Below are 23375 nucleotides of genomic sequence, written 5' to 3'. Positions count from 1 at the left end.
TTGTTGATGCTGACTCAGAGGCCGATGTGCTTGCTGAAGCTGACGCACTTGTTGATGCTGACTCAGAGGCACTTGTGCTTGCTGAGGCTGATGCACTTGTTGATGCTGACTTAGATGCGCTCGTTGAGGCACTTTGGCTGGCACTTGTCGACGCTGACTTAGATGCACTTGTTGAGGCACTTTGGCTGGCGCTTGTCGACGCTGACTTAGATGCACTTGTTGAGGCACTTTGGCTGGCACTTGTCGACGCTGACTTAGATGCACTTGTTGAAGCACTTTGACTTGCGCTTGTCGACGCTGACTTAGACGCGCTTGTTGAGGCACTTCTACTCTTATAATCACTGTCAGACACTTTTATATTTACCGTATCTGTAGTCTTATCTTTATAAGTAATAGTGACTGTACCATTGTCGCTAACAGTGAAAGAATCAATGCGTTTTTCTTTCTTATTATTTAGTTTTTCAACAGCAGACAATATACGAGCTTTTTCTTGAGGGGACAATCGAGAGATATTTTCTACTTGGAAAGTGTCAGACGGTGCTACACCATCCATAATATCCGCCAATCTACCTTGCTTGATAAAGAAGTTCCCTTTATTTGCATCCCCAGCTTGAGTATAGTTACCTGCCTTATCTGTTGCGATAGCATTTCTTCGCCAATGATTCCCATCAGCAAATTCCAAATCATCCTTCATGTGTCCTGTAACATTAATACGAGCAGGATTAGATGGAGTCGCAACAATTTCGCCATTAGGATCCGATAGAGAAGTAACAGTACCTGTACCATACTTAGAATCCTTAAAGAAATTATTAGCCAAGTCCGAAGCTGGACGATTTCCATCAGATTCTGGAACAAGTTTAAATTCTCTCAATTTGCCCTTGTTATCAGTCGCAGTCATATCAACTGTAAAATCATCACCAGCATATACGTAATAGTATTTATTTCCATCCTTCCCAATAACTGGTTGGATTTCTTTTCCATTACGAGTTACGGACACGTTAACATCAGGAATTTCCGTTTCCTTCTCTAGGGTTGCATTGATGGTACTTGATGTACCATCACGATAAGTAACTGTAATGGTACCATCAGTATCAACTTCAATTTTCGACTTGGTTCCAGGATATGATAAAGTCACCTTCCCGTTTTCGGCATAAGATAAATTTGGCTGTGTACCATTTTTTACTACATCTTGATTAGATAGTAAATCACGTTTATTAGCATCATTGTTAATAAAGTTATTATAAACTTCCTTAATTTCTTCAGGAGTTAAATGACTCAAATCGGAGACTCTAACAATATCGCCACTTTGAATATTATGGCGCTCGTTAAAACCTTTTATGTAATAACTTATATTAGCTGTTGATTTAGTATCATTATTGTCCCAAGCCGAAAAGTTATAGGTGTAAGTTTTACCAACCTCAGCAGAAGCATCAGAGCCTCCGATTTCACCAGCAAGATTAACTGTAATATTTTTAACATTATTTAGTGTTTGATTGTTTTGAGGACCTCCGTAATAGATTCCAGGAATTAATGTACGATTTTCAAGACTCACTTTCTTTATAAGTGAACCACGATATTCAACCCCAATATTATCATTTATTACATCTCCATTATATACTTCTTTATAAGTACTAGAAACATTAAATTTCGGACCTGTTTTTGAAATAGAATTGTTAGATTGAGGTCTAGAATACCCTGTTGAAACACTTGCAGATTGAACTCTAGAAGCATTACCTTGAGTATTTTGCCCGATAGGTGCTGAGCTGACCTGCACCTGCATATCTGCAGTCGCAGTCGGCACATTGTTATCATATTTCACTTTGACTACAATCGTACCGTTTAAATTCCCATTTTGTCCATGCCTATAATTATAAACAATCTCAGACCCCTGAGTAAAGGTTTTCTCCATAGATTGCCCATTAAAAGTAGCACTTTGGACGTGGCCACCTTGGCCGACATTTATCTTAACACCAACATTGCTCAAAGCACTATTCGCCTGAACATTCATAGTATACGTCGCGATACCAGTAGCCTTATCAAAAGTAGCACCTGGACTACTTACCGTCATACGCCCGTCATTCTGAGCAGTAGCCCAACTTGCACGAAGAGAAGCATCACGCAACATAGCTTTGCCATTACGGGCATCACGCACACCTGAATTAGCTCTTAAAACAGCATTGACAATAGAATTACGAGCCAAGGTAGCTTTTTGCACCACCGCTGTCCAGTCACTCGTTGGATCTGCCAAAGCTTTTTCAATGGCTGTCACTGCTGCATTTACCTTAGTAATTGCAGAATCAGTGTTTGGTAAACCAGCAGCTTTCGCTAAGTATTCACCCATTTCGGCTGAAAGTTTGGTTAACTTCTTACGATTTTCTTCATTTTTCTTTACAGAAGCTTCTACAGATGACAAGGTTGCAGCTGTCGCACCAACTAAACTTGTTGTATCTGAATTCGTTTTAACAGCGTTTGAGTCAATAACAGCAGGCTTCAAAATTGATAAATCAATCTTGTCAACCTTTGATTCATTTTGAGTCGATACTTTCTTCTCATCTTGAATTTCAGATACAGTTTTTTCTGAGGAAGCTCCTACAGATGTTGACACGCTACTTGTTTGGCTAATAGATTGACTCAAACTAGTTGACGTACTAGCGGAATCTGAAGCGCTAGCGCTAGCTGAAGATGATGTGCTAGCTGAGGCACTAACTGACGTACTAGCAGAAGCACTTGCTGAAGTACTAGCTGAGCTGCTAGTAGAAGCTGATTCTGAAATCGAAGCGCTTTCACTCATAGAAGTAGACAAGCTAGCAGAATTTTCCGAGTTACTTAGAGATGTTGTACCCAAAACTGCTGTATCATTTGTAACCAAAAGGTCTGGATTTTCCAGTGTTTTTTCCACGGCTACTGTTTCATTTGCAAATACTTTTGTTTGAGTAGCAACAGTACCCCCTAAAACAGCCCCTGTGGCGGCAAGTCCCTTGATTATATCCAGACCTGTAATAGAAGGATTCACTTTATCCTCTGCTACTTCAGTCATGACTTGAGTCGTATCTACACCACCCCGCAAGACCTTGAATAAACCAAAAAGAGAGGTTGAAGCTCTCAACCAATGTTTACCCGATTTAATTAACTTATAACGTGTCACTCGATCGGTTTCTCTATACTCACCTTTTTGACGTCTAAAAAACATGTTTTACCCTTTCCCTACATACCAAAAGTGGACAATCCACCCTATTTTAATCATACCTTTACAGTATACTTTAAATGCAAACGCTTGTCAAGAAATTTGATATATTTTTATATAATATCACCATTCAAATATTTTGAAATATCCAACTATTTATAAGCTCTCTAACAGCATCTAATAGCTTGGTATAAAAAAGCCTCAAATAACTTTTTAAAATATATATAACTAAATTTATTTTAGTTGTAAAAAGTATATAACGTTCGGATTTTCAACATATTATATAAACAAAATATAAAAACTTGACTATTCATGTTTCATTGATGAACTCATAATGTAATGCAAAAATACTATCTAGGTAGGTCTTGTGACAATAGATTATCATAAAAAATTGCTTCGAATCAACTCGATTCTCCTCTGTAACTCCTATCAAAAATGCCCACAATTAGGTTATAATCATGGGCATTCTATTGATGTTTTTTCTAGTTAGCTAGGCCATTATCTCCCCGTCACGACAGAAAAGCCCACGAATCAATATCATTCGCGGACTTTTACTAGTGAAGCGTTTAGGTAGACCGCCATAGCAGTTACCTATTATTAGATTACGACACGGAATTTTACAAATAGATTCCATTTGTAAAACTCAGTTAGTGAGGTAGTTAGGTCATACACTATCTAATCGTTACGACATAAAGTTTTACGAATCGATAATATTCGTAAAACTTTACTAGTGGAGCGCCTAGCCAAGTTCCATAGAAACTTGGCGTTAGTTACTTAGATTGTTACACAATCAAGTATATTTACTGAACTACGACACGGAGTTTGGCAAATCGATTTCATTTGCCAAACGTAGTTAGTAAGGCAGTTAGCTAGTTCGCCAAATAGCGACTAGCGTCCAACAATTAGGAACTTTAGTTCCAATTGTTGGTACTGAGTTACATCTTCTCTTCCAACTCTACGTCTGGATACTTGTCTGCAAACCAGCGGAGGGCAAAGTCATTTTCAAAGAGGAAGACTGGCTGATCGAACCGGTCTTTGGCCAAGATATTACGGCTCGATGACATCCGTTCATCCAAATCCTCTGGCTTGATCCAACGAACGGTCTTTTTACCCATTGGGCTCATGACAACTTCAGCATTGTACTCTCCTTCCATACGGTGCTTAAAGACTTCAAACTGAAGTTGACCAACAGCTCCTAGCATGTACTCGCCTGTTTGGTAATTCTTATAAAGCTGAATGGCTCCTTCTTGCACCAATTGTTCAATTCCCTTGTGGAAGGATTTTTGCTTCATGACATTCTTAGCAGAAACTTTCATGAAAATTTCAGGAGTAAAGGTTGGTAGGGGTTCAAATTCAAACTTGTTTTTTCCAACCGTCAAGGTATCCCCAACCTGATAAGTACCTGTATCGTAAACCCCGATAATATCACCTGCCACGGCATTGGTCACATTCTCACGACTTTCCGCCATAAACTGGGTAACATTAGACAGTTTAGCGCCCTTACCAGTGCGAGGCAGATTGACACTCATACCGCGCTCAAATTCACCCGATACGATACGGACAAAAGCAATACGGTCGCGGTGACGAGGGTCCATGTTGGCTTGGATTTTAAAGACAAATCCTGAGAAGTCCTTATCGTAAGGATCAACAATTTCGCCATCTGTTTTCTTATGTCCATGTGGCTCTGGAGCAAACTTAAGGAAGGTTTCAAGGAAGGTCTGCACACCAAAGTTTGTCAAAGCTGAACCGAAGAAGACTGGCGTCAATTCTCCACCCAGAATAGCTTCCTCTGAAAACTCATTCCCAGCTTCATTTAAAAGCTCAATATCATCCTTGACTTGCTCGTAGAAAGGATTGCTACCAAAAAGCTTGTCCCCATCTTCTAAACTGGCAAAACGCTCATCCCCTTTATAAAGTTCCAAGCGTTGGTTATAAAGGTCATACAAGCCTTCAAAGGCTTTCCCCATACCGATTGGCCAGTTCATCGGATAACTTGCAATACCCAAGACTTCTTCCAATTCTTGCAAGAGGTCCAGTGGCTCACGACCGTCACGGTCCAGCTTGTTCATAAAGGTAAATACTGGAATGCCACGATGTTTGACAACCTCAAACAATTTCTTGGTTTGTGCCTCGATACCCTTGGCAGAGTCCACAACCATGACCGCAGCATCTACCGCCATCAAGGTCCGATAGGTATCTTCTGAGAAGTCCTCGTGCCCTGGTGTGTCGAGGATATTCACGCGCTTACCATCGTAGTCAAACTGCATCACAGATGAAGTAACCGAAATCCCACGTTGCTTCTCGATATCCATCCAGTCAGACTTGGCAAAAGTTCCTGTTTTCTTCCCTTTTACGGTACCAGCCTCACGAATCTCGCCTCCAAAGTAGAGCAACTGCTCAGTGATGGTTGTTTTCCCCGCGTCAGGGTGGGAGATGATGGCAAAGGTACGGCGTTTCTTAATTTCTTCTTGAATATTCATAAGTTCTCTTTCTTTGATTCTCTATTTTTCTTGTTTCAATAGCTAAGAATGATTTTTACATTGGATTTTACCATTCCTTTCAACACTCCATTATATCGGATTTTGAGTAGTTTTTCAATTGCTCATCCGATGAAAAAAGTTAGCTAGAGCACTGATTTCACCTGGTTTCTCTTTTTCCACCGTTTTTTGAACAAGATATCAAAAAGAACCAGAGCCAGTGAAAGGATGACGGACACAAGTAGGTACTTTAGCCACAGGGGGGCATCAGGAATAAAAGGTGTCTTATTTAACAAGCCATAATTCCCACCAGTCACCTGATTAACCCCAACTAGAAAGAGATTGAGGATAAAGGTATAGACTACAATCATATATTTCTTGAGTAGGCTCTTGTCATAGTGATTCATCAAGTAGACCAAGGAATTCACTAGAAGGGCATAGTGCCCAATCAAAAATGAAAAACTGGTAATATGGGGGAAGTCATAGGGGTCAAAAACTGGGTAAACCAGTGCAAAGACAGCTCCACTTGCTCCTAAGAGGGCAAAGTACTGCTTGCTTTTCCATTTATCGGGCAAGAAAACCACAGCAAACATAGCTAAACGGCAATGATAAAATGGAAGACTATTAGAAAAGGGAATCCCAAAACCAACATACCAACTATAGAGTGCTAGCAACTGGAGGATCTGAATCCCCTTAAACAAGTATACAAATTTCGGATTTTTGTGATAAGCAAGTGCCCCATAAATACAAAGCATTAAGACCAGCATCATAACCCCATACCAAAAAAGTGAAATGGGAGGAGGGACTGTCTGAGTTCTGGTGATAAATTGATGGAACATGTTTCTATCCTAACTCTTATTTTTTCTTTTTTCTAGTTTAACTATTATAGCGAATTAAAAACGATTTTTCAATTTCTATTTCTTTTCAGTTTGGCTCCCTTATTTATAGGAAAATATGGTAAAATAGAACAGACTCAAAATCATCATTTCACGAAAGGATGCAAGATGAAAATTACGCAAGAAGAGGTAACACACGTTGCCAATCTTTCAAAATTAAGATTCTCTGAAGAAGAAACTGCTGCCTTTGCGACGACCTTGTCTAAGATTGTTGACATGGTTGAATTGCTGGGCGAAGTTGACACAACTGGTGTCGCACCAACTACAACTATGGCTGACCGTAAGACCGTACTCCGCCCTGATGTGGCCGAAGAAGGTACAGACCGTGACCGCTTGTTTAAAAACGTACCTGAAAAAGACAACTACTATATCAAGGTACCAGCTATCCTAGACGATGGAGGAGATGCCTAATGACTTTTAACAATAAAACCATTGAAGACTTGCACAATCTCCTTGTCTCTAAGGAAATTTCTGCAACTGAATTGACACAAGCAACACTTGAAGATATCAAGTCTCGCGAGACAGCTATCAACGCTTTTGTTACCATCGCTGAAGAGCAAGCTCTTGCTCAAGCTAAAGCTATTGATGAAGCTGGAATTGATGCTGATAATGTCCTTTCAGGAATTCCACTTGCTGTTAAGGATAACATCTCTACAGACGGCATTCTCACAACTGCTGCCTCAAAAATGCTCTATAACTACGAGCCAATTTTTGATGCGACAGCCGTTGCCAATGCAAAAGCGAAAGGCATGATTGTCGTAGGGAAAACTAACATGGACGAGTTTGCCATGGGTGGTTCAGGTGAGACTTCGCACTATGGTGCCACTAAAAATGCTTGGGATCAAAGCAAGGTTCCTGGTGGCTCATCTAGTGGTTCTGCCGCAGCTGTAGCTTCTGGGCAAGTCCGCTTGTCACTTGGTTCTGATACTGGTGGCTCTATCCGCCAACCAGCTGCCTTCAACGGGATTGTTGGTCTAAAACCAACCTACGGAACAGTTTCACGTTTCGGTCTCATTGCCTTTGGTAGCTCATTAGACCAGATTGGACCTTTTGCTCCTACTGTTAAGGAAAATGCCCTCTTGCTCAACGCTATTGCCAGCGAAGACGCTAAAGACTCTACTTCTGCTCCTGTCCGAATCGCCGACTTTACTTCAAAAATCGGTCAAGACATCAAGGGCATGAAAATTGCTTTACCTACGGAATACCTAGGCGAAGGGATTGACCCAGAGGTTAAGGAAACCATTCTGAATGCTGCTAAGCACTTTGAAAAACTTGGTGCTATCGTTGAAGAAGTCAGCCTTCCTCACTCCAAATACGGTGTTGCTGTATACTACATCATCGCTTCATCAGAAGCTTCATCCAACTTGCAACGCTTTGACGGTATCCGTTACGGCTATCGTGCAGAGGATGCGACTAATCTTGATGAAATCTATGTAAACAGCCGTAGCCAAGGTTTCGGTGAAGAGGTGAAACGCCGTATCATGCTAGGTACTTTCAGCCTTTCATCAGGTTACTACGATGCTTACTACAAGAAAGCTGGTCAAGTCCGTACCCTCATCATTCAAGATTTCGAAAAAGTCTTTGCGGATTATGACTTGATTTTGGGACCAACTGCTCCTAGTGTTGCTTATGACTTGGACTCACTCAACCATGACCCAGTTGCCATGTACTTGGCTGACCTCTTGACTATACCTGTAAACTTAGCAGGACTGCCTGGAATTTCGATTCCTGCTGGATTCGCTCAAGGTCTGCCTGTCGGTCTACAATTGATTGGTCCTAAGTATTCTGAGGAAACCATTTACCAAGTTGCTGCTGCCTTTGAAGCAACAACAGACTACCACAAACAACAACCCGTGATTTTTGGAGGTGATAACTAATGAACTTTGAAACAGTCATTGGACTTGAAGTCCACGTAGAGCTCAACACCAATTCAAAAATCTTCTCACCTACTTCTGCCCACTTCGGAAATGACCAAAATGCCAACACTAACGTGATTGACTGGTCCTTCCCAGGAGTTCTGCCAGTTCTCAATAAAGGTGTTGTCGATGCCGGTATCAAGGCTGCTCTTGCCCTCAACATGGACATCCATAAAAAGATGCACTTTGACCGCAAGAACTACTTCTACCCTGATAATCCAAAAGCCTACCAAATTTCTCAGTTTGATGAGCCAATCGGTTACAACGGATGGATTGAAGTCGAGCTAGAAGACGGTACAACTAAGAAAATCGGTATCGAACGTGCCCACCTAGAGGAAGACGCTGGTAAAAACACTCACGGTACAGATGGCTACTCTTACGTTGACCTCAACCGCCAAGGGGTGCCATTGATTGAGATTGTATCTGAAGCCGACATGCGTTCTCCTGAAGAAGCCTATGCTTACCTAACAGCCCTCAAGGAAGTTATCCAGTACGCTGGCATTTCTGACGTTAAGATGGAAGAAGGTTCTATGCGTGTGGATGCCAATATTTCTCTTCGTCCTTATGGTCAAGAAAAATTCGGTACCAAGACTGAGTTGAAAAACCTCAACTCCTTCTCAAATGTTCGCAAAGGTCTTGAATACGAAGTCCAACGTCAAGCTGAAATCCTACGCTCAGGTGGTCAAATTCGCCAAGAAACACGTCGTTACGATGAAGCTAACAAAGCAACCATCCTCATGCGTGTCAAGGAAGGAGCTGCAGACTACCGCTACTTCCCAGAACCAGACCTACCTCTCTTTGAAATTTCAGACGAGTGGATTGAGGAAATGCGTACAGAGTTACCAGAGTTTCCAAAAGAACGCCGTGCGCGTTATGTATCTGACCTTGGTTTATCAGACTACGATGCTAGTCAGTTGACTGCAAACAAAATCACTTCTGACTTCTTTGAAAAAGCTGTTGCCCTCGGTGGTGATGCCAAACAAGTTTCTAACTGGCTCCAAGGCGAAGTCGCTCAGTTCTTGAACGCTGAAGGTAAGACACTAGAACAAATCGAACTGACACCAGAAAACTTGGTTGAAATGATTGCCATCATCGAAGACGGAACTATTTCATCTAAGATTGCCAAGAAAGTCTTTGTCCACCTGGCTAAAAATGGTGGTGGAGCGCGTGAATACGTGGAAAAAGCAGGCATGGTTCAAATCTCAGATCCATCTATCCTGATTCCAATTATCCACCAAGTCTTTGCGGATAACGAAGCCGCTGTTGCCGACTTCAAATCAGGCAAACGTAACGCAGACAAGGCCTTTACAGGATTCCTTATGAAAGCAACCAAAGGCCAAGCCAACCCACAAGTCGCCCTTAAACTCCTTGCCCAAGAATTAGCGAAGTTGAAAGAAGAGTAACTCATTTAAAGTATAACTGACACCAGACTGCTAAAAAATTAGCAGTTCTGATGGCTTGCAGTATGCATTCATATAGTTAGGAGACATATGAAAAAGTTATATACTCTTCTCACCACCTGTTTACTACTCCTTTTCGTTACACCGATGCAATCCATCGATGCAGGGGTAGGACATTCTCGAAGTGGTAGCTCTAGCCATAGTAGCTCCAGTTCAAATGGTAGCCGAAGCCGTTCCAGTAGCAGTAATAGCGGTAGTTCTTCCTACAGAAGTAGCTACAGTTCTGGAGACGGTTCCTATAGTTCGAGTTACTCTGAGCAAGAGTTGTACGGAATTGTAGTCTTTTTAATAGGTGTTTACGTAGTTGTCTTAGTTCTAAAGAATAAAAGTAATCAAAGCTCATCAGAAAAATCCTATAGTAGCGCTACTGTATATAATCCCCAAAACCATCGTCGAGTTGAACACAATACATTAGCTACTAGTCGTGTTAAATATGGCGATCCAAACTTTGATGCCGATGCTTTCGCTTCATGGGTTAAAGAAGTCTATATTCAGTTACAGGCAGCCTGGACTAAAAAGGATTGGAATTTGGCTCGCTCTCTTGAAAGTACCAGCCTTTATTCCCAACATAGTATACAACTCGAAGATCATATCCGGGCGAAAACAACCAATGTTTTAGAAAAAGTCTATGTTGAAAATGTTCGCATTAAAGATTTCTACGAAAATCCTGATGGTAACGATACCCTTGTTGTGATCTTGTCATCTACACTCAGGGACTATGTCATTGAAGACCAAAGCAAACGTGTCATCGAAGGTGATCCTCAAGAGGACTTGTTTACAGTCTATCAAATGAACTTTATCCGTAAACACGGAAGTCAAACTGAACTAAATGTCAGTGATGAAGCCATCAGTGACCACTGTCCAAACTGTGGTGCCCCATTGAAAATCTCTGCTATCAGTAAATGTGACTATTGCGATGCTGATCTAACACGCAGTCCAAACCAATGGGTACTCGATACCTACGATGTTGTGGATGAAGACGAACTTTATAATTAGGAGGAAATTATGGGATTTATTCGTGCCGCCCTATCTTCAGGGCTTAATAGTTTCAACGATAGCAAATTTAAAGAAGCTATTGTTCTTCCAAATAACCTAACAGCTGATGCCTTGGCCATTAAAGGACAACTTCTTACAAAAGATCCTGACGGCACTTCTAGACAAAGCAACCAAAATACTGGACTTTTAACAGATGGTTCTGTAGTCATTGTTCCACAAGGTTATGTAGCTATTCTTGTCAACAACGGAACCTTCCTTGGCGATGTCTTAGAAGCTGGTAGCCACGAATGGCGTTCTGAAGATAATGCCTGGCTTCTTGAAAAGGGTGGTATAAAGGGTACTTGGGAAAATTTCAAAAACCGCTTCTCTTTTGGTGGTCAAGTCATTACCCAACAGGAAATCATCTTTATCCGTATGCAACCCATCGCAGGTAATAAATTTGGTACTCAAAACGCCGTAGAGTATTTCAGTGAACGCTATCAACAATTGCTCAATATTCGTTTCTACGGCTTGTTTGATATCAAAGTTGCTGATCCAGTCCTATTTTATGTCAGCTCCATCAGTCAACAAATTGAAGATCATAGAGCATTTACCCTGAAAGATATCGCTCAGGGAACTCTCAGACAAAATATCTCTCCTAAAATTGCTATTGCAATCGCCAAATTTACAAACGAAAACCGAGTTGATATCTATAGTCTTAATGCCAATCAAGATACTTTCAACGATCTAGCAAAACAAGAAGTTAACAAGGTATGGACTGGACTTTACGGAATTGAAACAACCAATATCCTGCTTGAAGATTTGAGCTATGACCAAGAAAGCTTGAATATTATTCGTAAACTTGATAGCGAACTAGTCGCTATGAAATACAATACGATTGAGATTGAAGAACGTCGTGCCCGTAACGAAGCTCTCATCGTTGCTGCAAACAATGAAGGCAATGGCAATGGTATGAACATAATTATGGGAATGAATCTGGGACAAACGCTTGGCGGGCAACTCAACCAACAAACTCAAGCTCCTATTCAAAATAATGGGCAAACTGCAAGTAAGAACTTTTACATCGAGGTAGACGGCAAGTATGTTCTCGTAACCAAAGATGAAGAAGGAAATATCGTACCTGTCAACTAACTCAAGCTAATCTGATATTTGAGAATTATTGCGTTTTATGGTACAATAAAGAGTAACAATATTTATTAAAGAGGTAAAAACATGATTGAAGCAAGCAAATTGAAAGCTGGTATGACATTTGAAACTGCAGACGGAAAATTAATCCGCGTTTTGGAAGCTAGCCACCACAAACCAGGTAAAGGAAACACGATCATGCGTATGAAATTGCGTGATGTCCGTACTGGTTCTACTTTTGACACAAGCTACCGTCCAGAAGAAAAATTCGAACAAGCTATTATCGAGACTGTCCCAGCTCAATACTTATACAAAATGGATGAAACTGCCTACTTCATGAACACTGAAACTTACGACCAATACGAAATCCCAGTCGTAAACGTTGAAAATGAATTGCTTTACATCCTTGAAAACTCTGATGTGAAAATCCAATTCTACGGAACTGAAGTAATCGGTGTAACTGTACCAACTACTGTTGAATTGACAGTTGCTGAAACACAACCATCTATCAAAGGTGCTACTGTTACAGGTTCTGGTAAACCAGCGACTATGGAAACTGGACTTGTTGTCAACGTTCCTGACTTCATCGAAGCTGGACAAAAATTGATCATCAACACTGCAGAAGGAACTTACGTTTCTCGTGCCTAATCTCTAGAAAGAGGTCATTCTATGGGAATTGAAGAACAATTTGGCGAAATCGTTATCGCTCCACGTGTACTTGAAAAAATCATTGCCATCGCAACTGCTAAAGTTGATGGTGTCCACTCATTTTCAAATAAATCCGTATCTGATACCCTATCAAAACTCTCTCTTGGTCGTGGCGTCTACTTAAAAGAAAGCAACGAAGAACTAACTGCTGACATCTACCTCTACCTTGAGTACGGTGTGAAAGTACCAAAAGTTGCTCTTGCTATTCAAAAAGCAGTCAAAGATGCTGTCCGAGATATGGCTGATGTGGAACTTGCTGCTGTTAACATCCATGTTGCAGGAATCGTTCCAGATAAAACACCAAAACCTGAGTTGAAAGATCTATTTAACGAGGACTTCCTCAATGACTAGTCCATTATTAGAATCTAGACGCGAACTTCGTAAATGCGCTTTTCAAGCCCTCATGAGCCTTGAATTCGGCACAGATATGGAAACAGCTTGTCACTTTGCATATACACATGACCGTGAAGATGAAGATGTGCAAATCCCTGCCTTTCTTCTGAACTTGGTTTCTGGTGTTCAAGCTCAAAAAGACGAGTTGGATAAACAAATCAACCAGCACCTCAAATCAGGCTGGACAGTTGAACGATTGACCTTGGTCGAAAAAAACTTACTACGCTTGGGTATCTTTGAAATCACATCATTTGATACACCTCAGCTGGTAGCAGTCAATGAAGCTATTGAACTTGCTAAGAATTTTTCAGATCAAAAATCAGCCCGCTTTATCAACGGACTGCTTAGTCAATTTGTAACTGAAGAAAATGAATAATCGAAAAGGTGTTTGGTTTCCCAAGCACCTTTTACCTCGTCCTTGATACAGAGTAAGAAGCACACAAAAACTAGAACTGACTGCCAGTTCTAGTTTTTATGTATTCTGAGGTATTAGTATTTTCTAAATCGTTGATAACGCTCTTCCAACAACTCTTCTAACGGTTTTTGCGAAAGTCTAGCTAGCTCATCTTGGAGTTCTTTTTTGACATTCTTAATTAATTCTTTGCTAGAAAGTCCTGCTTCAGAAATCACCTTGTCCACCACGTCCATTTCTAGCAGCTCGTGTGAAGTGATTTTCATCAGTTCAGCCGCTTCCATGGCACGAGTTCCGTCCTTCCATAAAATGGAAGCAAAGCCTTCTGGACTGAGAATAGCATAGATAGAATTTTCCAGCATCCAAACACGGTCTGCGACTGCTAGAGCCAGAGCCCCGCCTGAACCACCTTCTCCTATAATGATGGCGATAATCGGAACTTTCAGGTCACTCATTTCCATGAGATTGCGAGCAATAGCTTCTCCCTGACCACGTTCTTCCGCTCCCACACCAGGATAGGCACCTGCAGTATTGATAAAGGTCACAACTGGACGACCAAACTTTTCAGCCTGTTTCATCAAACGTAGGGCCTTACGGTAGCCTTCTGGATGCGGTTGACCAAAATTCCTCTTGAGGTTATCTTGTAAACTCTTGCCTTTTTGGATACCAACCACTGTTACAGCTTGGTCCCCAAGCCAGCCAATACCACCAACAACTGCACCATCATCACGAAAAGAACGGTCACCATGTAATTGGATAAATTCATCAAAAATGCCTGTCGCAAAGTCCAAGGTTGTCAAACGACTCTGCTCACGCGCTTCTCTGACTATTTTTGCAATATTCATCTAGGACACCCTCCATGCAATCTGACTAGACTAGCAATCGTATCTGGTAAGTCTCTTCTTTTGATAATAGCATCCACAAAGCCATGTTCCAATAGGAATTCTGCCTTTTGGAAATCCTCAGGTAAGCTTTCACGAACCGTATTTTCAATCACACGACGCCCAGCAAAACCAACCAAACTTTGTGGTTCAGCTAGAATGATATCGCCTTCCATAGCGAAGGAAGCTGTTACACCACCTGTCGTTGGATCTGTCAAAATGGTCAGGTAAAAGAGGCCTGCATTTGAATGGCGTTTAACCGCTGCAGAAATCTTGGCCATCTGCATGAGACTCATGATCCCTTCCTGCATACGGGCGCCACCAGAGGCTGTGAATAGAACAACTGGCAATTTTTCGACAGTCGCATACTCAAACAAACGAGTGATTTTCTCACCTACAACCGTACCCATAGAAGCCATGATAAAGTTGGAATCCATAATCCCAAGAGCCACAGTCTGACCTTTTATAAGAGCTGTTCCTGTCACAACGGCTTCGTCCAGACCAGTTTTTTCACGCATAGTTGCTAGTTTTTTTTGATAGCCAGGGAAATGCAAGGGATCCTTGCTTTCAATCCCTGTAAACAATTCCTTGAAGGTTCCCATATCAATCGTCAAAGCCAAGCGTTCTTGGGCAGAAATACGAAAAGTGTAGCTACAATGTGGACAGATACGCTCACTTCCCAGATCCTTCTGATAAATGGTATGCTTACAGCCTGGACACTGAGAGAATAATTCATCTGGAACCTCTGGCTTAGCTTGAGGTTTTTCCCTAACCGAACGATTGGGATTGATTCGAATATACTTATCTTTTTTACTAAATAGAGCCATTGATTCCCCTTTTCGGTTTAAACTCTTGAAGTCATTTTATTCTTTTTCTTGATACTTGGGTAAGAAGGTTTCCATCAAGAAGGAAGTATCATAATCCCCAGCAATGACATTGCGATCTGAAATGAGGTCAAGCTGGAAATCTGCATTGGTCTGCACTCCTTCAATCTCTAATTCATAGAGGGCACGTTGCATTTTCATCAAGGCATCAAAACGATTTTCACCATGAACGATGATTTTAGCAATCATACTATCATAATAAGGTGGAATGGTATAGCCTGGATAAACTGCTGAATCCACGCGCAAGCCAACTCCACCACTTGGCAGATGGAGATTGGTAATCTTACCTGGACTAGGAGCAAAGTTGAAGGCTGGATTTTCTGCATTGATACGACACTCGATGGCATGACCTCGTAGGACAATATCTTCTTGCTTAACAGAAAGAGGCTGACCTGCCGCAATGCGAATCTGTTCCTTAACGATATCCACACCTGAAACAAATTCTGTTACTGGATGTTCTACTTGTACACGAGTATTCATCTCCATAAAATAGAATTTACCACTGGCTTCATCAAGAAGAAACTCAATGGTCCCTGCATTTTCATAGCCAACAGACTCTGCAGCTCGAACAGCAGCAGAACCAATTTCATTGCGTAGCGTTTTGCCGATTGCAATCGAAGGACTTTCTTCCAAAACCTTTTGATTATTTCGTTGAAGAGAACAATCTCGTTCACCTAGATGAATCACATTTCCGTGTTCATCTCCTAAGATTTGAACCTCGATATGACGAGCTGGATAGATGACCCGTTCTATGTACATGGCACCATTGCCATAATTGGCCTTGGCTTCACTAGATGCTGTTTCAAAGGCTGAAACAAGGTCTTCTGGTTTTTCAACCTTACGAATCCCTTTACCACCTCCACCTGCTGAAGCCTTGAGCATAACAGGGTAGCCAATTTTTTCAGCAACAATCAAAGCTTCCTCAGAGTTATGCACTTCTCCATCTGAACCTGGAATAACAGGCACGCCTGCCTTAATCATCTGAGCACGCGCATTAATCTTATCCCCCATCATATCCATAACATGGCCAGATGGGCCGATAAACTTGATTCCCACCTCTTCACACATGGTAGCAAATTTGGAATTTTCACTCAGAAATCCAAAACCTGGGTGAATGGCTTCTGCCTCAGTCAAGACTGCAGCTGATAGAACCGCATTAATATTGAGATAAGACTCTGTTGCCTTACCAGGGCCGATACAAACAGCTTCATCTGCCAAAAGCGTATGAAGGGCTTCCTTATCAGCAGTTGAATAAACCGCCACCGTCGCAATCCCCAATTCACGCGCCGCACGGATAATACGAACCGCAATTTCACCACGATTGGCAATTAAAATTTTTCGAAACATGGAGAACCTCCTTAGTTCCCTATTGCAAAGGTAAGAGTTCCACTGGCCGCAAGCTTGCCATCCACTTCAGCCTTTGCTTCAACCACAGCTATGGTGCCACGACGTTTTACAAACGTTGCCGTCATAACTAATTGGTCACCTGGTACAACTTGCTTCTTGAACTTAACCTTATCCATACCAGCGTAAAAAACCAGTTTACCTTTATTTTCAGGTTTTGATAACTCCAAGACACCAGCTGTTTGCGCCAAGGCTTCCATAATCAGAACACCTGGCATGACAGGGTATTGAGGAAAATGACCGTTGAAGAAGGGCTCATTAATGGTCACATTTTTGATGGCAACAATAGTATCCTCGCTCACTTCCAACACACGGTCCACTAGGAGCATAGGATAACGGTGGGGAAGGGCTTCTTTGATTCCTTGAATATCGATCATTTGATACGTACCAATCCTTTACCAAACTCAACCATTTCTTCATTAGAAACGAGAATTTCTGTTACCACACCATCCTTAGGAGCTGGGATTTCATTCATGACTTTCATGGCTTCGATAATGACCAGTGTTTGACCCTTTTTAACAGTATCACCAACTGTAACGAAGGCAGGTTTGTCTGGGCCAGCAGCCAAGTAAGCCACCCCAACAAGTGGACTCTCTACAACATCTCCCTCAGCAGACACACTTGCTTCTACTGGCGCCGAAGTTTCTTCCACTACAGTTTCTACTGGAGCAGATGTAGGAGCTACTGGACTCGGTGTTGCTAGAACGGGTGCTGGAGCGACTTGAGATGCAACTTCAGACACCAGTCTCGATTCATTCTTGCTAAACTGCAACTCATCCGTCCCATTTTTATAAGAAAATTCTCTCAAACTTGATTGGTCAAATTGAGCCATCAAGTCTTTAATATCGTTTAAATTCATAATTATTTATTCTCCCAACGTTTGAAAGCAAGAACTGCATTGTGGCCACCAAAACCAAATGTATTTGAAATAGCGTATGGAATTTCTTGCTCCAAGCCTTGTCCATAAACGACATTGGCTTCGATATAATCTGATACTTCACTTGTTCCAGCTGTCATTGGTACAAAGTTATGACGCATAGCCTCGATTGTTACGATAGCTTCTACTGCACCTGCAGCACCCAGCAAATGTCCTGTGAATGATTTGGTTGATGATACAGGTACTTCCTTACCAAGAACAGCCACGATGGCACCACTTTCTCCTTTTTCATTAGCAGGAGTTGACGTTCCGTGAGCATTGACATAGGCTACTTGCTCTGGAGAAATCTCAGCTTCTTCCAAGGCTAATTTGATGGCCTTGATAGCTCCCTGACCTTCTGGATGTGGTGAAGTCATGTGGTAGGCATCACAAGTATTTCCGTAACCAACCACTTCAGCCAGGATAGTAGCGCCACGTTTTTCGGCGTGTTCAAGACTTTCAAGAACCAACATCCCAGAACCTTCACCCATGACAAAACCATTACGATCCTTATCAAATGGAATGGAAGCACGAGTTGGGTCCTCTGTAGTTGAGAGAGCAGTTAGGGCTTGGAAACCAGCAATAGCAAAAGGTGTGATAGAGGCTTCTGAACCACCTACCAACATAACATCTTGGAAACCAAATTTAATTGAGCGGAAGGCATCCCCAATCGCGTCATTTGATGAAGCGCAGGCAGTATTGATGGATTTACAAACACCGTTTGCTCCAAAACGCATAGCAACATTTCCTGAAGCCATATTTGGCAAGGCTTTTGGAAGGGTCAATGGTTTCACACGTTTTGGTCCTTTGTCATTTAGGCGAATCACTTGATCTTCAATTTCTTTGATTCCACCAATACCAGAGGCAACGATAACACCAAAACGATCTTTATCAAGAGCCTCTACATCCAAATTGGCATGATTGACAGCTTCTTGGGCTGCGTACAAGGCATACAAAGAGTAGTTATCAAAACGATTGGTATCTTTCTTAACAAAGTATTTATCAAAAGGAAAATCTTGGATTTCTGCCGCATTATGCACATCAAAGTCACTATGATCAAATTTTGTAATTGGACCAATTCCGATTTTTCCAGTTGTCAAACTATTCCAAAATTCTTTTGGTGTATTTCCGATTGGAGATGTTACTCCATAACCTGTTACTACTACGCGATTTAGTTTCATCTTTTTTACCTCTAGCTTCTGCTACATACTTAAGCCACCATCAATGGCAACCACTTGACCAGTTAGATAATCTTGGCCTGCTAAAAATACTGTCAAATCTGCAACCTGCTCTGCCTGCCCAAATTCTTTCATAGGAATTTGTGCCAGCATGGCATCTTTTACCTTGTCTGATAGAACAGCTGTCATATCGGACTCAATCATTCCAGGTGCAATAGCATTAACCCTGATATTGCGATTGGCCACTTCACGCGCCACAGACTTGGTAAAACCAATCAAACCAGCCTTAGAAGCTGCATAGTTAGCTTGACCGATATTTCCCATCAAACCAACAACACTAGACATATTAATGATAGCACCTTCTCTGGCTTTCATCATCGGTTTCAAGACTGATTGTGTCATGTTAAAGGCACCAGTCAAGTTAACCTTGAGCACTTTTTCAAAATCTGCTTCTGTCATCTTGAGCATTAGGGTATCTTGGGTAATCCCTGCATTGTTGACCAAAACATCTACTGAACCCAGCTCTACAATAGCTTGATCAACCATACGCTTAGCATCTGCAAAATTTGATACATCTCCTGAAATGGGAACCACCTTGACATCATAGTCTGCAAACTCAACGAGCAATTCTTCTGAGATTGCCCCACGACTGTTTAAGACAATGTTGGCTCCTACTTGAGCAAACTTGTGGGCGATGGCAAGACCAATCCCACGACTCGAACCTGTAATAAAGATATTTTTATTTTTTAGTTGCATTCTTTTCTCCTGTTTCCTCTTGTATTTATGGGAGAAGGGATTACTTGTTTTCTAGCAAAGTTTCCAAACTAGCCCGATCTTCAACATTGGCTAGTTTAGCTGTCTTATCAATTTTTTTCACAAAGCCTGACAAGACTTTCCCCGGACCAATCTCGATAAAGTTGGTTACACCTGCTTCTTGCATAACTGCAATACTTTCATAGAAACGAACTGGCTCCTTGACCTGACGCGTCAAAAGTTGAGCAATGTCTTCTTTTTTCATAACTGCAGCTTCTGTATTGCCGACTAGGGGACAAGTAAAATCTGAAAAACTTGCCTGAGCCAGAGTTTCAGCTAGTTTCTGGCTAGCAGGCTCAAGGAGAGCGGTATGAAAGGGACCTGACACCTTGAGAGGAATCAAGCGTTTGGCACCTGCTTCCTGCAAGAGTTCGACAGCTCGGTCAACTGCAGCCACTTCTCCACCAATCACGATTTGTGCAGGTGTATTATAGTTGGCAGGGGTAACCACTCCAAGTTCAGAAGCTTTTTGACAGGCTTCCTCAATGACCTCTACTGGTGTATTGAGAACTGCCACCATCTTGCCAGAACCAGCAGGGGCTGCTTCTTCCATATAGGCTCCACGCTTAGCAACCAAGGCAACCGCATCTTCAAAATCCAAGGTACCGCTGGCCACCAAGGCAGAGTATTCTCCAAGAGACAAACCAGAAACCATATCAGGCTGATAGCCCTTTTCTTGCAATAAACGGTAAATAGCAACTGAAGTCGCTAAAATAGCTGGTTGCGTATAGCGGGTCTGATTGAGCTTTTCTTCTTCCGTATCAATGAGATAACGCAAATCATAACCGAGTACCTGACTCGCTTGATCAATCGTTTCTTTGACAATCGGGTAGTGATCATAGAGATCCCGTCCCATACCTAGATACTGGGCACCTTGGCCAGCAAATAAAAAGGCTGTTTTAGTCATTTCTTACAACTCCTGCCCAACGAGAGGCTTCTTCTTGAATTTTCTTAGCTGCTCCGTAATACAAATCTTTTAGGATTTCTTCAACGGTTTCTTCTTTGGAAACAAGGCCTGCAATTTGACCTGCCATAACAGATCCACCATCCACATCTCCGTGAACAACCGCTTTGGCTAGAGCACCCGCTCCCATTTGTTCAAAAATTTCCAAATCTGGATTTTCTTGTTTAAAAGCATCTTTTTCAGCTTGTTCAAAATCACGAGTCAACTGATTTTTAATCGCACGAACAGCATGTCCAAAGTGTTGAGCTGAAATCGTAGTATCAATATCTCTAGCTTTTAAAATTTTCGCCTTGTAATTTGGATGAGCATTAGACTCTTTTGCAACGACAAAACGAGTTCCAACCTGAATAGCCTCTGCACCTAGCATAAAGCCAGCCGCAGCACCTTCACCATCTGCAATCCCTCCTGCAGCAATGACAGGAATAGATACAGCTGCAGCCACCTGGCGCACTAAGGTCATGGTTGTTAATTTCCCAATGTGTCCCCCAGCTTCCATTCCTTCTGCAATAACAGCGTCCGCACCGATTTTTTCCATGCGTTTAGCTAGGGCAACACTTGGAACAACGGGAATAACTGTAATACCAGCTTCATGGAAACGTTCCATGTATTTGCTTGGATTTCCTGCACCTGTTGTCACTACCTTAACACCTTCCTCGATAACGAGGTCTACAATATCTTCCACAAAGGGAGACAAGAGCATGATGTTGACACCAAAGGGTTTATCAGTCAATGATTTGATTTTATCAATATTTGCCTTGACAACTTCTTTCGGGGCATTCCCCCCACCGATAATCCCTAGTCCTCCAGCCTTGGAAACAGCTCCTGCCAAATCACCATCAGCAACCCAGGCCATTCCTCCTTGAAAAATAGGATAATCAATGTTCAATAATTCTGTAATACGTGTTTTCATAGTGCCTCCATCGTTTCTTGCTTACGTAATAGTTCGATACCGTCATAATTTGACAATCAAACTATTGCCTAAACAAGAGGGAGTGGGTTTCCCTACTCCTTCTATTTATATTCTGTTTATTTTGTTTGCTCTTCAACATAGGCAACCAAGTCACCAACTGTTTTCAAGTCATCTTCTGCTTCGATTTGGATATCAAAAGCATCTTCGATTTCTGAGATTACTTGGAACAAGTCCAATGAATCTGCGTCCAAATCATCAAAAGTTGATTCAAGTGTTACTTCTGATGCGTCTTTTCCAAGTTCTTCAACGATAATTTCTTGTACTTTTTCAAATACTGCCATGATAGGACTCCTTTAAAATAAATAGTTTTTTATAACAATGTGTTCACCACATGATTACCTAAATTGTAAGAATGAGCGTGCCCCAGGTCAAGCCTCCACCGAAGCCTGATAAAAGAACAGTCTGGCTACCATCTAAACGGATAAGGCCTTGTTCTACACACTCTGAAAGTAAAATCGGGATACTGGCTGCACTGGTATTGCCATATTCCATCATATTGGCTGGAAGTTTATCTCGGTCGACACCAATTTTTTTAGCCATCTTATCCAAAATACGGTCATTAGCCTGATGAAGTAGCAGATAATCCAAGTCTGTCGCCTCTACAGGAGATTCTTCAATAGTCTGCTTGATAGATTTAGCTACATCTCGAATGGCAAAATCAAAAACTGCGCGCCCATCCATCTTCAAAAATGAATCTGCACTTTCTTGATCTGAAAATGGAGAATGTAACCCTGAATGTCCATAGGTCAGACACTCGCTGCGACTTCCATCGCTATTGAGACTCTCTGCCAAGAAATGCTCTTGCTCGCTAGCTTCTAACAAGACACCACCAGCACCATCTCCAAACAAAACAGCTGTTGATCGGTCTGACCAATCGACTGCTTTAGAGAGGGTTTCACTACCAATCACCAAGCCTTTTTGAAAGCGACCAGAAGCGATAAACTTTTCAGCAGTTGAAAGAGCAAATACAAATCCACTGCAAGCAGCTGTTAGGTCAAAAGCAAAGGCCTTATTAGCACCAATATTAGCTTGAACACGAGCAGCTGTAGAGGGCATCATCGAATCAGGAGTAATGGTAGCTAGGATGATAAAATCTAACTCCTCTCCTGTGATTCCAGCTTTTGCCATTAGTTTCTTGGCAACTTCTGTAGCCAAATCACTAGTAGATTCTGTTCTTGAAATATGCCTTTGTCGTATTCCCGTCCGACTTGAAATCCACTCATCATTGGTATCCATAATCTGAGCCAAATCATGATTTGTAACCACTTGCTCTGGCACATAATGAGCAACCTGGCTTATTTTTGCAAAAGCCATTATCTCAAATCCTCCAAAAATTGATAAAGATTAGTCAAACCTTTGCTCATAACCTCCATTTCTTGCTTACTCATACCATCAATGATTTTTTCAACCATGGCCTTGTGGAAGCGTTTATGTAGCCTATGAACCAAGCGACCTTTCTTTGTCAAATGCAGATGCACTACACGTCGATCATGTTCTGAACGAATGCGTTCAATATAACCCTTGCGTTCGAGGTTATTCAAACTAGTCGTAACTGTCCCAAGAGTCACCATCAACTCTTTTGACACTTGACTTGGTGTCACATCTGGAACTTTTCCAATCACATCAATCGTATGCATTTCTTTGATGGAGATATCCTTGAAACGACTACCCCTCAAGCTAACTTCCTCAATAACGAGGACATTGTTAAATATAGACGTTAAATATTCATTAATTCGTTGGTAGTCCAATCTTTCCTTCCCTCCTTTTCAAAAAAACTTTTAGAATCAAAACATTTGAC

The 23375-nt window shown here is 41.7% G+C and carries 23 protein-coding genes; 8 read left to right on the top strand and 15 right to left on the bottom strand.

Features of this window, described 5'->3' with window-relative positions:
* The 3 genes from PAN07_RS13815 to PAN07_RS13805 form a co-directional block, all read right to left on the bottom strand.
* A partial coding sequence (locus tag PAN07_RS13815; RefSeq protein ID WP_269798143.1) for an accessory Sec-dependent serine-rich glycoprotein adhesin occupies positions 1–3190 on the bottom strand: 3190 nt, incomplete at its 3' end.
* Positions 3191–4119: 929 nt separating this feature from the next.
* Positions 4120–5664 (bottom strand): peptide chain release factor 3, encoded by a 1545-nt coding sequence (locus PAN07_RS13810; protein WP_269798142.1) that lies wholly within the window; start codon positions 5662–5664, stop codon positions 4120–4122.
* A 143-nt stretch (positions 5665–5807) separates the two neighbouring features.
* Positions 5808–6500, bottom strand: coding sequence for a TIGR02206 family membrane protein (locus tag PAN07_RS13805; RefSeq protein WP_049552708.1), 693 nt, complete (start codon positions 6498–6500; stop codon positions 5808–5810).
* A gap of 165 nt (positions 6501–6665) precedes the next feature.
* Here PAN07_RS13805 and gatC point away from each other — a divergent pair, with 165 nt between their 5' ends.
* The 8 genes from gatC (at position 6666) to nusB (ending at position 13531) form a co-directional block, all read left to right on the top strand.
* Positions 6666–6968 carry an Asp-tRNA(Asn)/Glu-tRNA(Gln) amidotransferase subunit GatC gene (gene gatC, locus PAN07_RS13800; RefSeq protein WP_000705419.1) on the top strand — a complete coding sequence of 101 codons (303 nt, stop codon included), beginning with the start codon at positions 6666–6668 and terminating at the stop codon, positions 6966–6968.
* Complete coding sequence (gatA, locus tag PAN07_RS13795; protein WP_269798141.1) at positions 6968–8434, top strand: Asp-tRNA(Asn)/Glu-tRNA(Gln) amidotransferase subunit GatA; 1467 nt, start codon at positions 6968–6970, stop codon at positions 8432–8434. Before gatC ends, gatA begins: the two co-directional genes overlap by 1 nt.
* Positions 8434–9876 (top strand): Asp-tRNA(Asn)/Glu-tRNA(Gln) amidotransferase subunit GatB, encoded by a 1443-nt coding sequence (gene gatB / locus PAN07_RS13790; protein WP_269798140.1) that lies wholly within the window; start codon positions 8434–8436, stop codon positions 9874–9876. The genes gatA and gatB overlap by 1 nt, the downstream gene beginning before the upstream one ends.
* 87 nt (positions 9877–9963) lie before the next feature.
* Positions 9964–10929: a zinc-ribbon domain-containing transport protein gene (locus tag PAN07_RS13785; protein ID WP_049500255.1), complete on the top strand. Its 966-nt coding sequence runs from the start codon at positions 9964–9966 to the stop codon at positions 10927–10929.
* A 9-nt stretch (positions 10930–10938) separates the two neighbouring features.
* Positions 10939–12060 (top strand): SPFH domain-containing protein, encoded by a 1122-nt coding sequence (locus PAN07_RS13780; RefSeq protein ID WP_033686480.1) that lies wholly within the window; start codon positions 10939–10941, stop codon positions 12058–12060.
* Between the two features lie 81 nt (positions 12061–12141).
* Entirely contained in the window at positions 12142–12702 is a 561-nt protein-coding gene (gene efp / locus PAN07_RS13775) for an elongation factor P (RefSeq protein WP_000568643.1), read from the top strand.
* A 21-nt stretch (positions 12703–12723) separates the two neighbouring features.
* Positions 12724–13113, top strand: coding sequence for an Asp23/Gls24 family envelope stress response protein (locus tag PAN07_RS13770; RefSeq protein WP_000510575.1), 390 nt, complete (start codon positions 12724–12726; stop codon positions 13111–13113).
* Positions 13106–13531 carry a transcription antitermination factor NusB gene (nusB, locus tag PAN07_RS13765; RefSeq protein ID WP_000203640.1) on the top strand — a complete coding sequence of 142 codons (426 nt, stop codon included), beginning with the start codon at positions 13106–13108 and terminating at the stop codon, positions 13529–13531. The genes PAN07_RS13770 and nusB overlap by 8 nt, the downstream gene beginning before the upstream one ends.
* Positions 13532–13644: 113 nt before the next feature.
* Here the strand turns inward: nusB and PAN07_RS13760 are convergent, their stop codons facing one another.
* The 12 genes from PAN07_RS13760 to PAN07_RS13705 all read right to left on the bottom strand — a co-directional run bounded on the left by PAN07_RS13760 (position 13645) and on the right by PAN07_RS13705 (position 23325).
* Positions 13645–14412, bottom strand: a complete 768-nt coding sequence (locus tag PAN07_RS13760) for an acetyl-CoA carboxylase carboxyl transferase subunit alpha (RefSeq protein WP_023946548.1) — start codon at positions 14410–14412, stop codon at positions 13645–13647.
* Positions 14409–15275 (bottom strand): acetyl-CoA carboxylase, carboxyltransferase subunit beta, encoded by an 867-nt coding sequence (gene accD, locus PAN07_RS13755; RefSeq protein ID WP_265482143.1) that lies wholly within the window; start codon positions 15273–15275, stop codon positions 14409–14411. The genes PAN07_RS13760 and accD overlap by 4 nt, the downstream gene beginning before the upstream one ends.
* Before the next feature lie 36 nt (positions 15276–15311).
* Positions 15312–16679: an acetyl-CoA carboxylase biotin carboxylase subunit gene (gene accC, locus PAN07_RS13750; protein ID WP_049544792.1), complete on the bottom strand. Its 1368-nt coding sequence runs from the start codon at positions 16677–16679 to the stop codon at positions 15312–15314.
* Between the two features lie 11 nt (positions 16680–16690).
* Positions 16691–17113, bottom strand: a complete 423-nt coding sequence (gene fabZ, locus PAN07_RS13745) for a 3-hydroxyacyl-ACP dehydratase FabZ (RefSeq protein WP_000565515.1) — start codon at positions 17111–17113, stop codon at positions 16691–16693.
* A complete protein-coding gene (gene accB, locus PAN07_RS13740; protein WP_223340032.1) occupies positions 17110–17595 on the bottom strand; it encodes an acetyl-CoA carboxylase biotin carboxyl carrier protein in 486 nt (161 codons plus the stop codon). The genes fabZ and accB overlap by 4 nt, the downstream gene beginning before the upstream one ends.
* A 2-nt stretch (positions 17596–17597) precedes the next feature.
* Positions 17598–18833: a beta-ketoacyl-ACP synthase II gene (fabF, locus tag PAN07_RS13735; protein ID WP_269798139.1), complete on the bottom strand. Its 1236-nt coding sequence runs from the start codon at positions 18831–18833 to the stop codon at positions 17598–17600.
* Between the two features lie 21 nt (positions 18834–18854).
* Positions 18855–19586, bottom strand: a complete 732-nt coding sequence (fabG, locus tag PAN07_RS13730; RefSeq protein WP_094753835.1) for a 3-oxoacyl-[acyl-carrier-protein] reductase — start codon at positions 19584–19586, stop codon at positions 18855–18857.
* A 40-nt stretch (positions 19587–19626) separates the two neighbouring features.
* A complete protein-coding gene (gene fabD, locus PAN07_RS13725; protein WP_269798138.1) occupies positions 19627–20550 on the bottom strand; it encodes an ACP S-malonyltransferase in 924 nt (307 codons plus the stop codon).
* Entirely contained in the window at positions 20543–21517 is a 975-nt protein-coding gene (gene fabK, locus PAN07_RS13720; RefSeq protein WP_049500269.1) for an enoyl-[acyl-carrier-protein] reductase FabK, read from the bottom strand. Before fabK ends, fabD begins: the two co-directional genes overlap by 8 nt.
* A 116-nt stretch (positions 21518–21633) precedes the next feature.
* Positions 21634–21858: an acyl carrier protein gene (locus PAN07_RS13715; protein ID WP_000257838.1), complete on the bottom strand. Its 225-nt coding sequence runs from the start codon at positions 21856–21858 to the stop codon at positions 21634–21636.
* 58 nt (positions 21859–21916) lie between these two features.
* Positions 21917–22891 carry a beta-ketoacyl-ACP synthase III gene (locus PAN07_RS13710; protein WP_084861648.1) on the bottom strand — a complete coding sequence of 325 codons (975 nt, stop codon included), beginning with the start codon at positions 22889–22891 and terminating at the stop codon, positions 21917–21919.
* Positions 22891–23325, bottom strand: coding sequence for a MarR family transcriptional regulator (locus PAN07_RS13705; RefSeq protein ID WP_000386356.1), 435 nt, complete (start codon positions 23323–23325; stop codon positions 22891–22893). Before PAN07_RS13705 ends, PAN07_RS13710 begins: the two co-directional genes overlap by 1 nt.
* Positions 23326–23375: the final 50 nt, after the last annotated feature.

The sequence above is a fragment of the Streptococcus sp. SM5 genome (assembly GCF_027497975.1).
The sequence above is the reverse complement of the archived record's forward strand: the minus strand, read 5'-3'. Positions and strand labels throughout refer to the sequence as shown.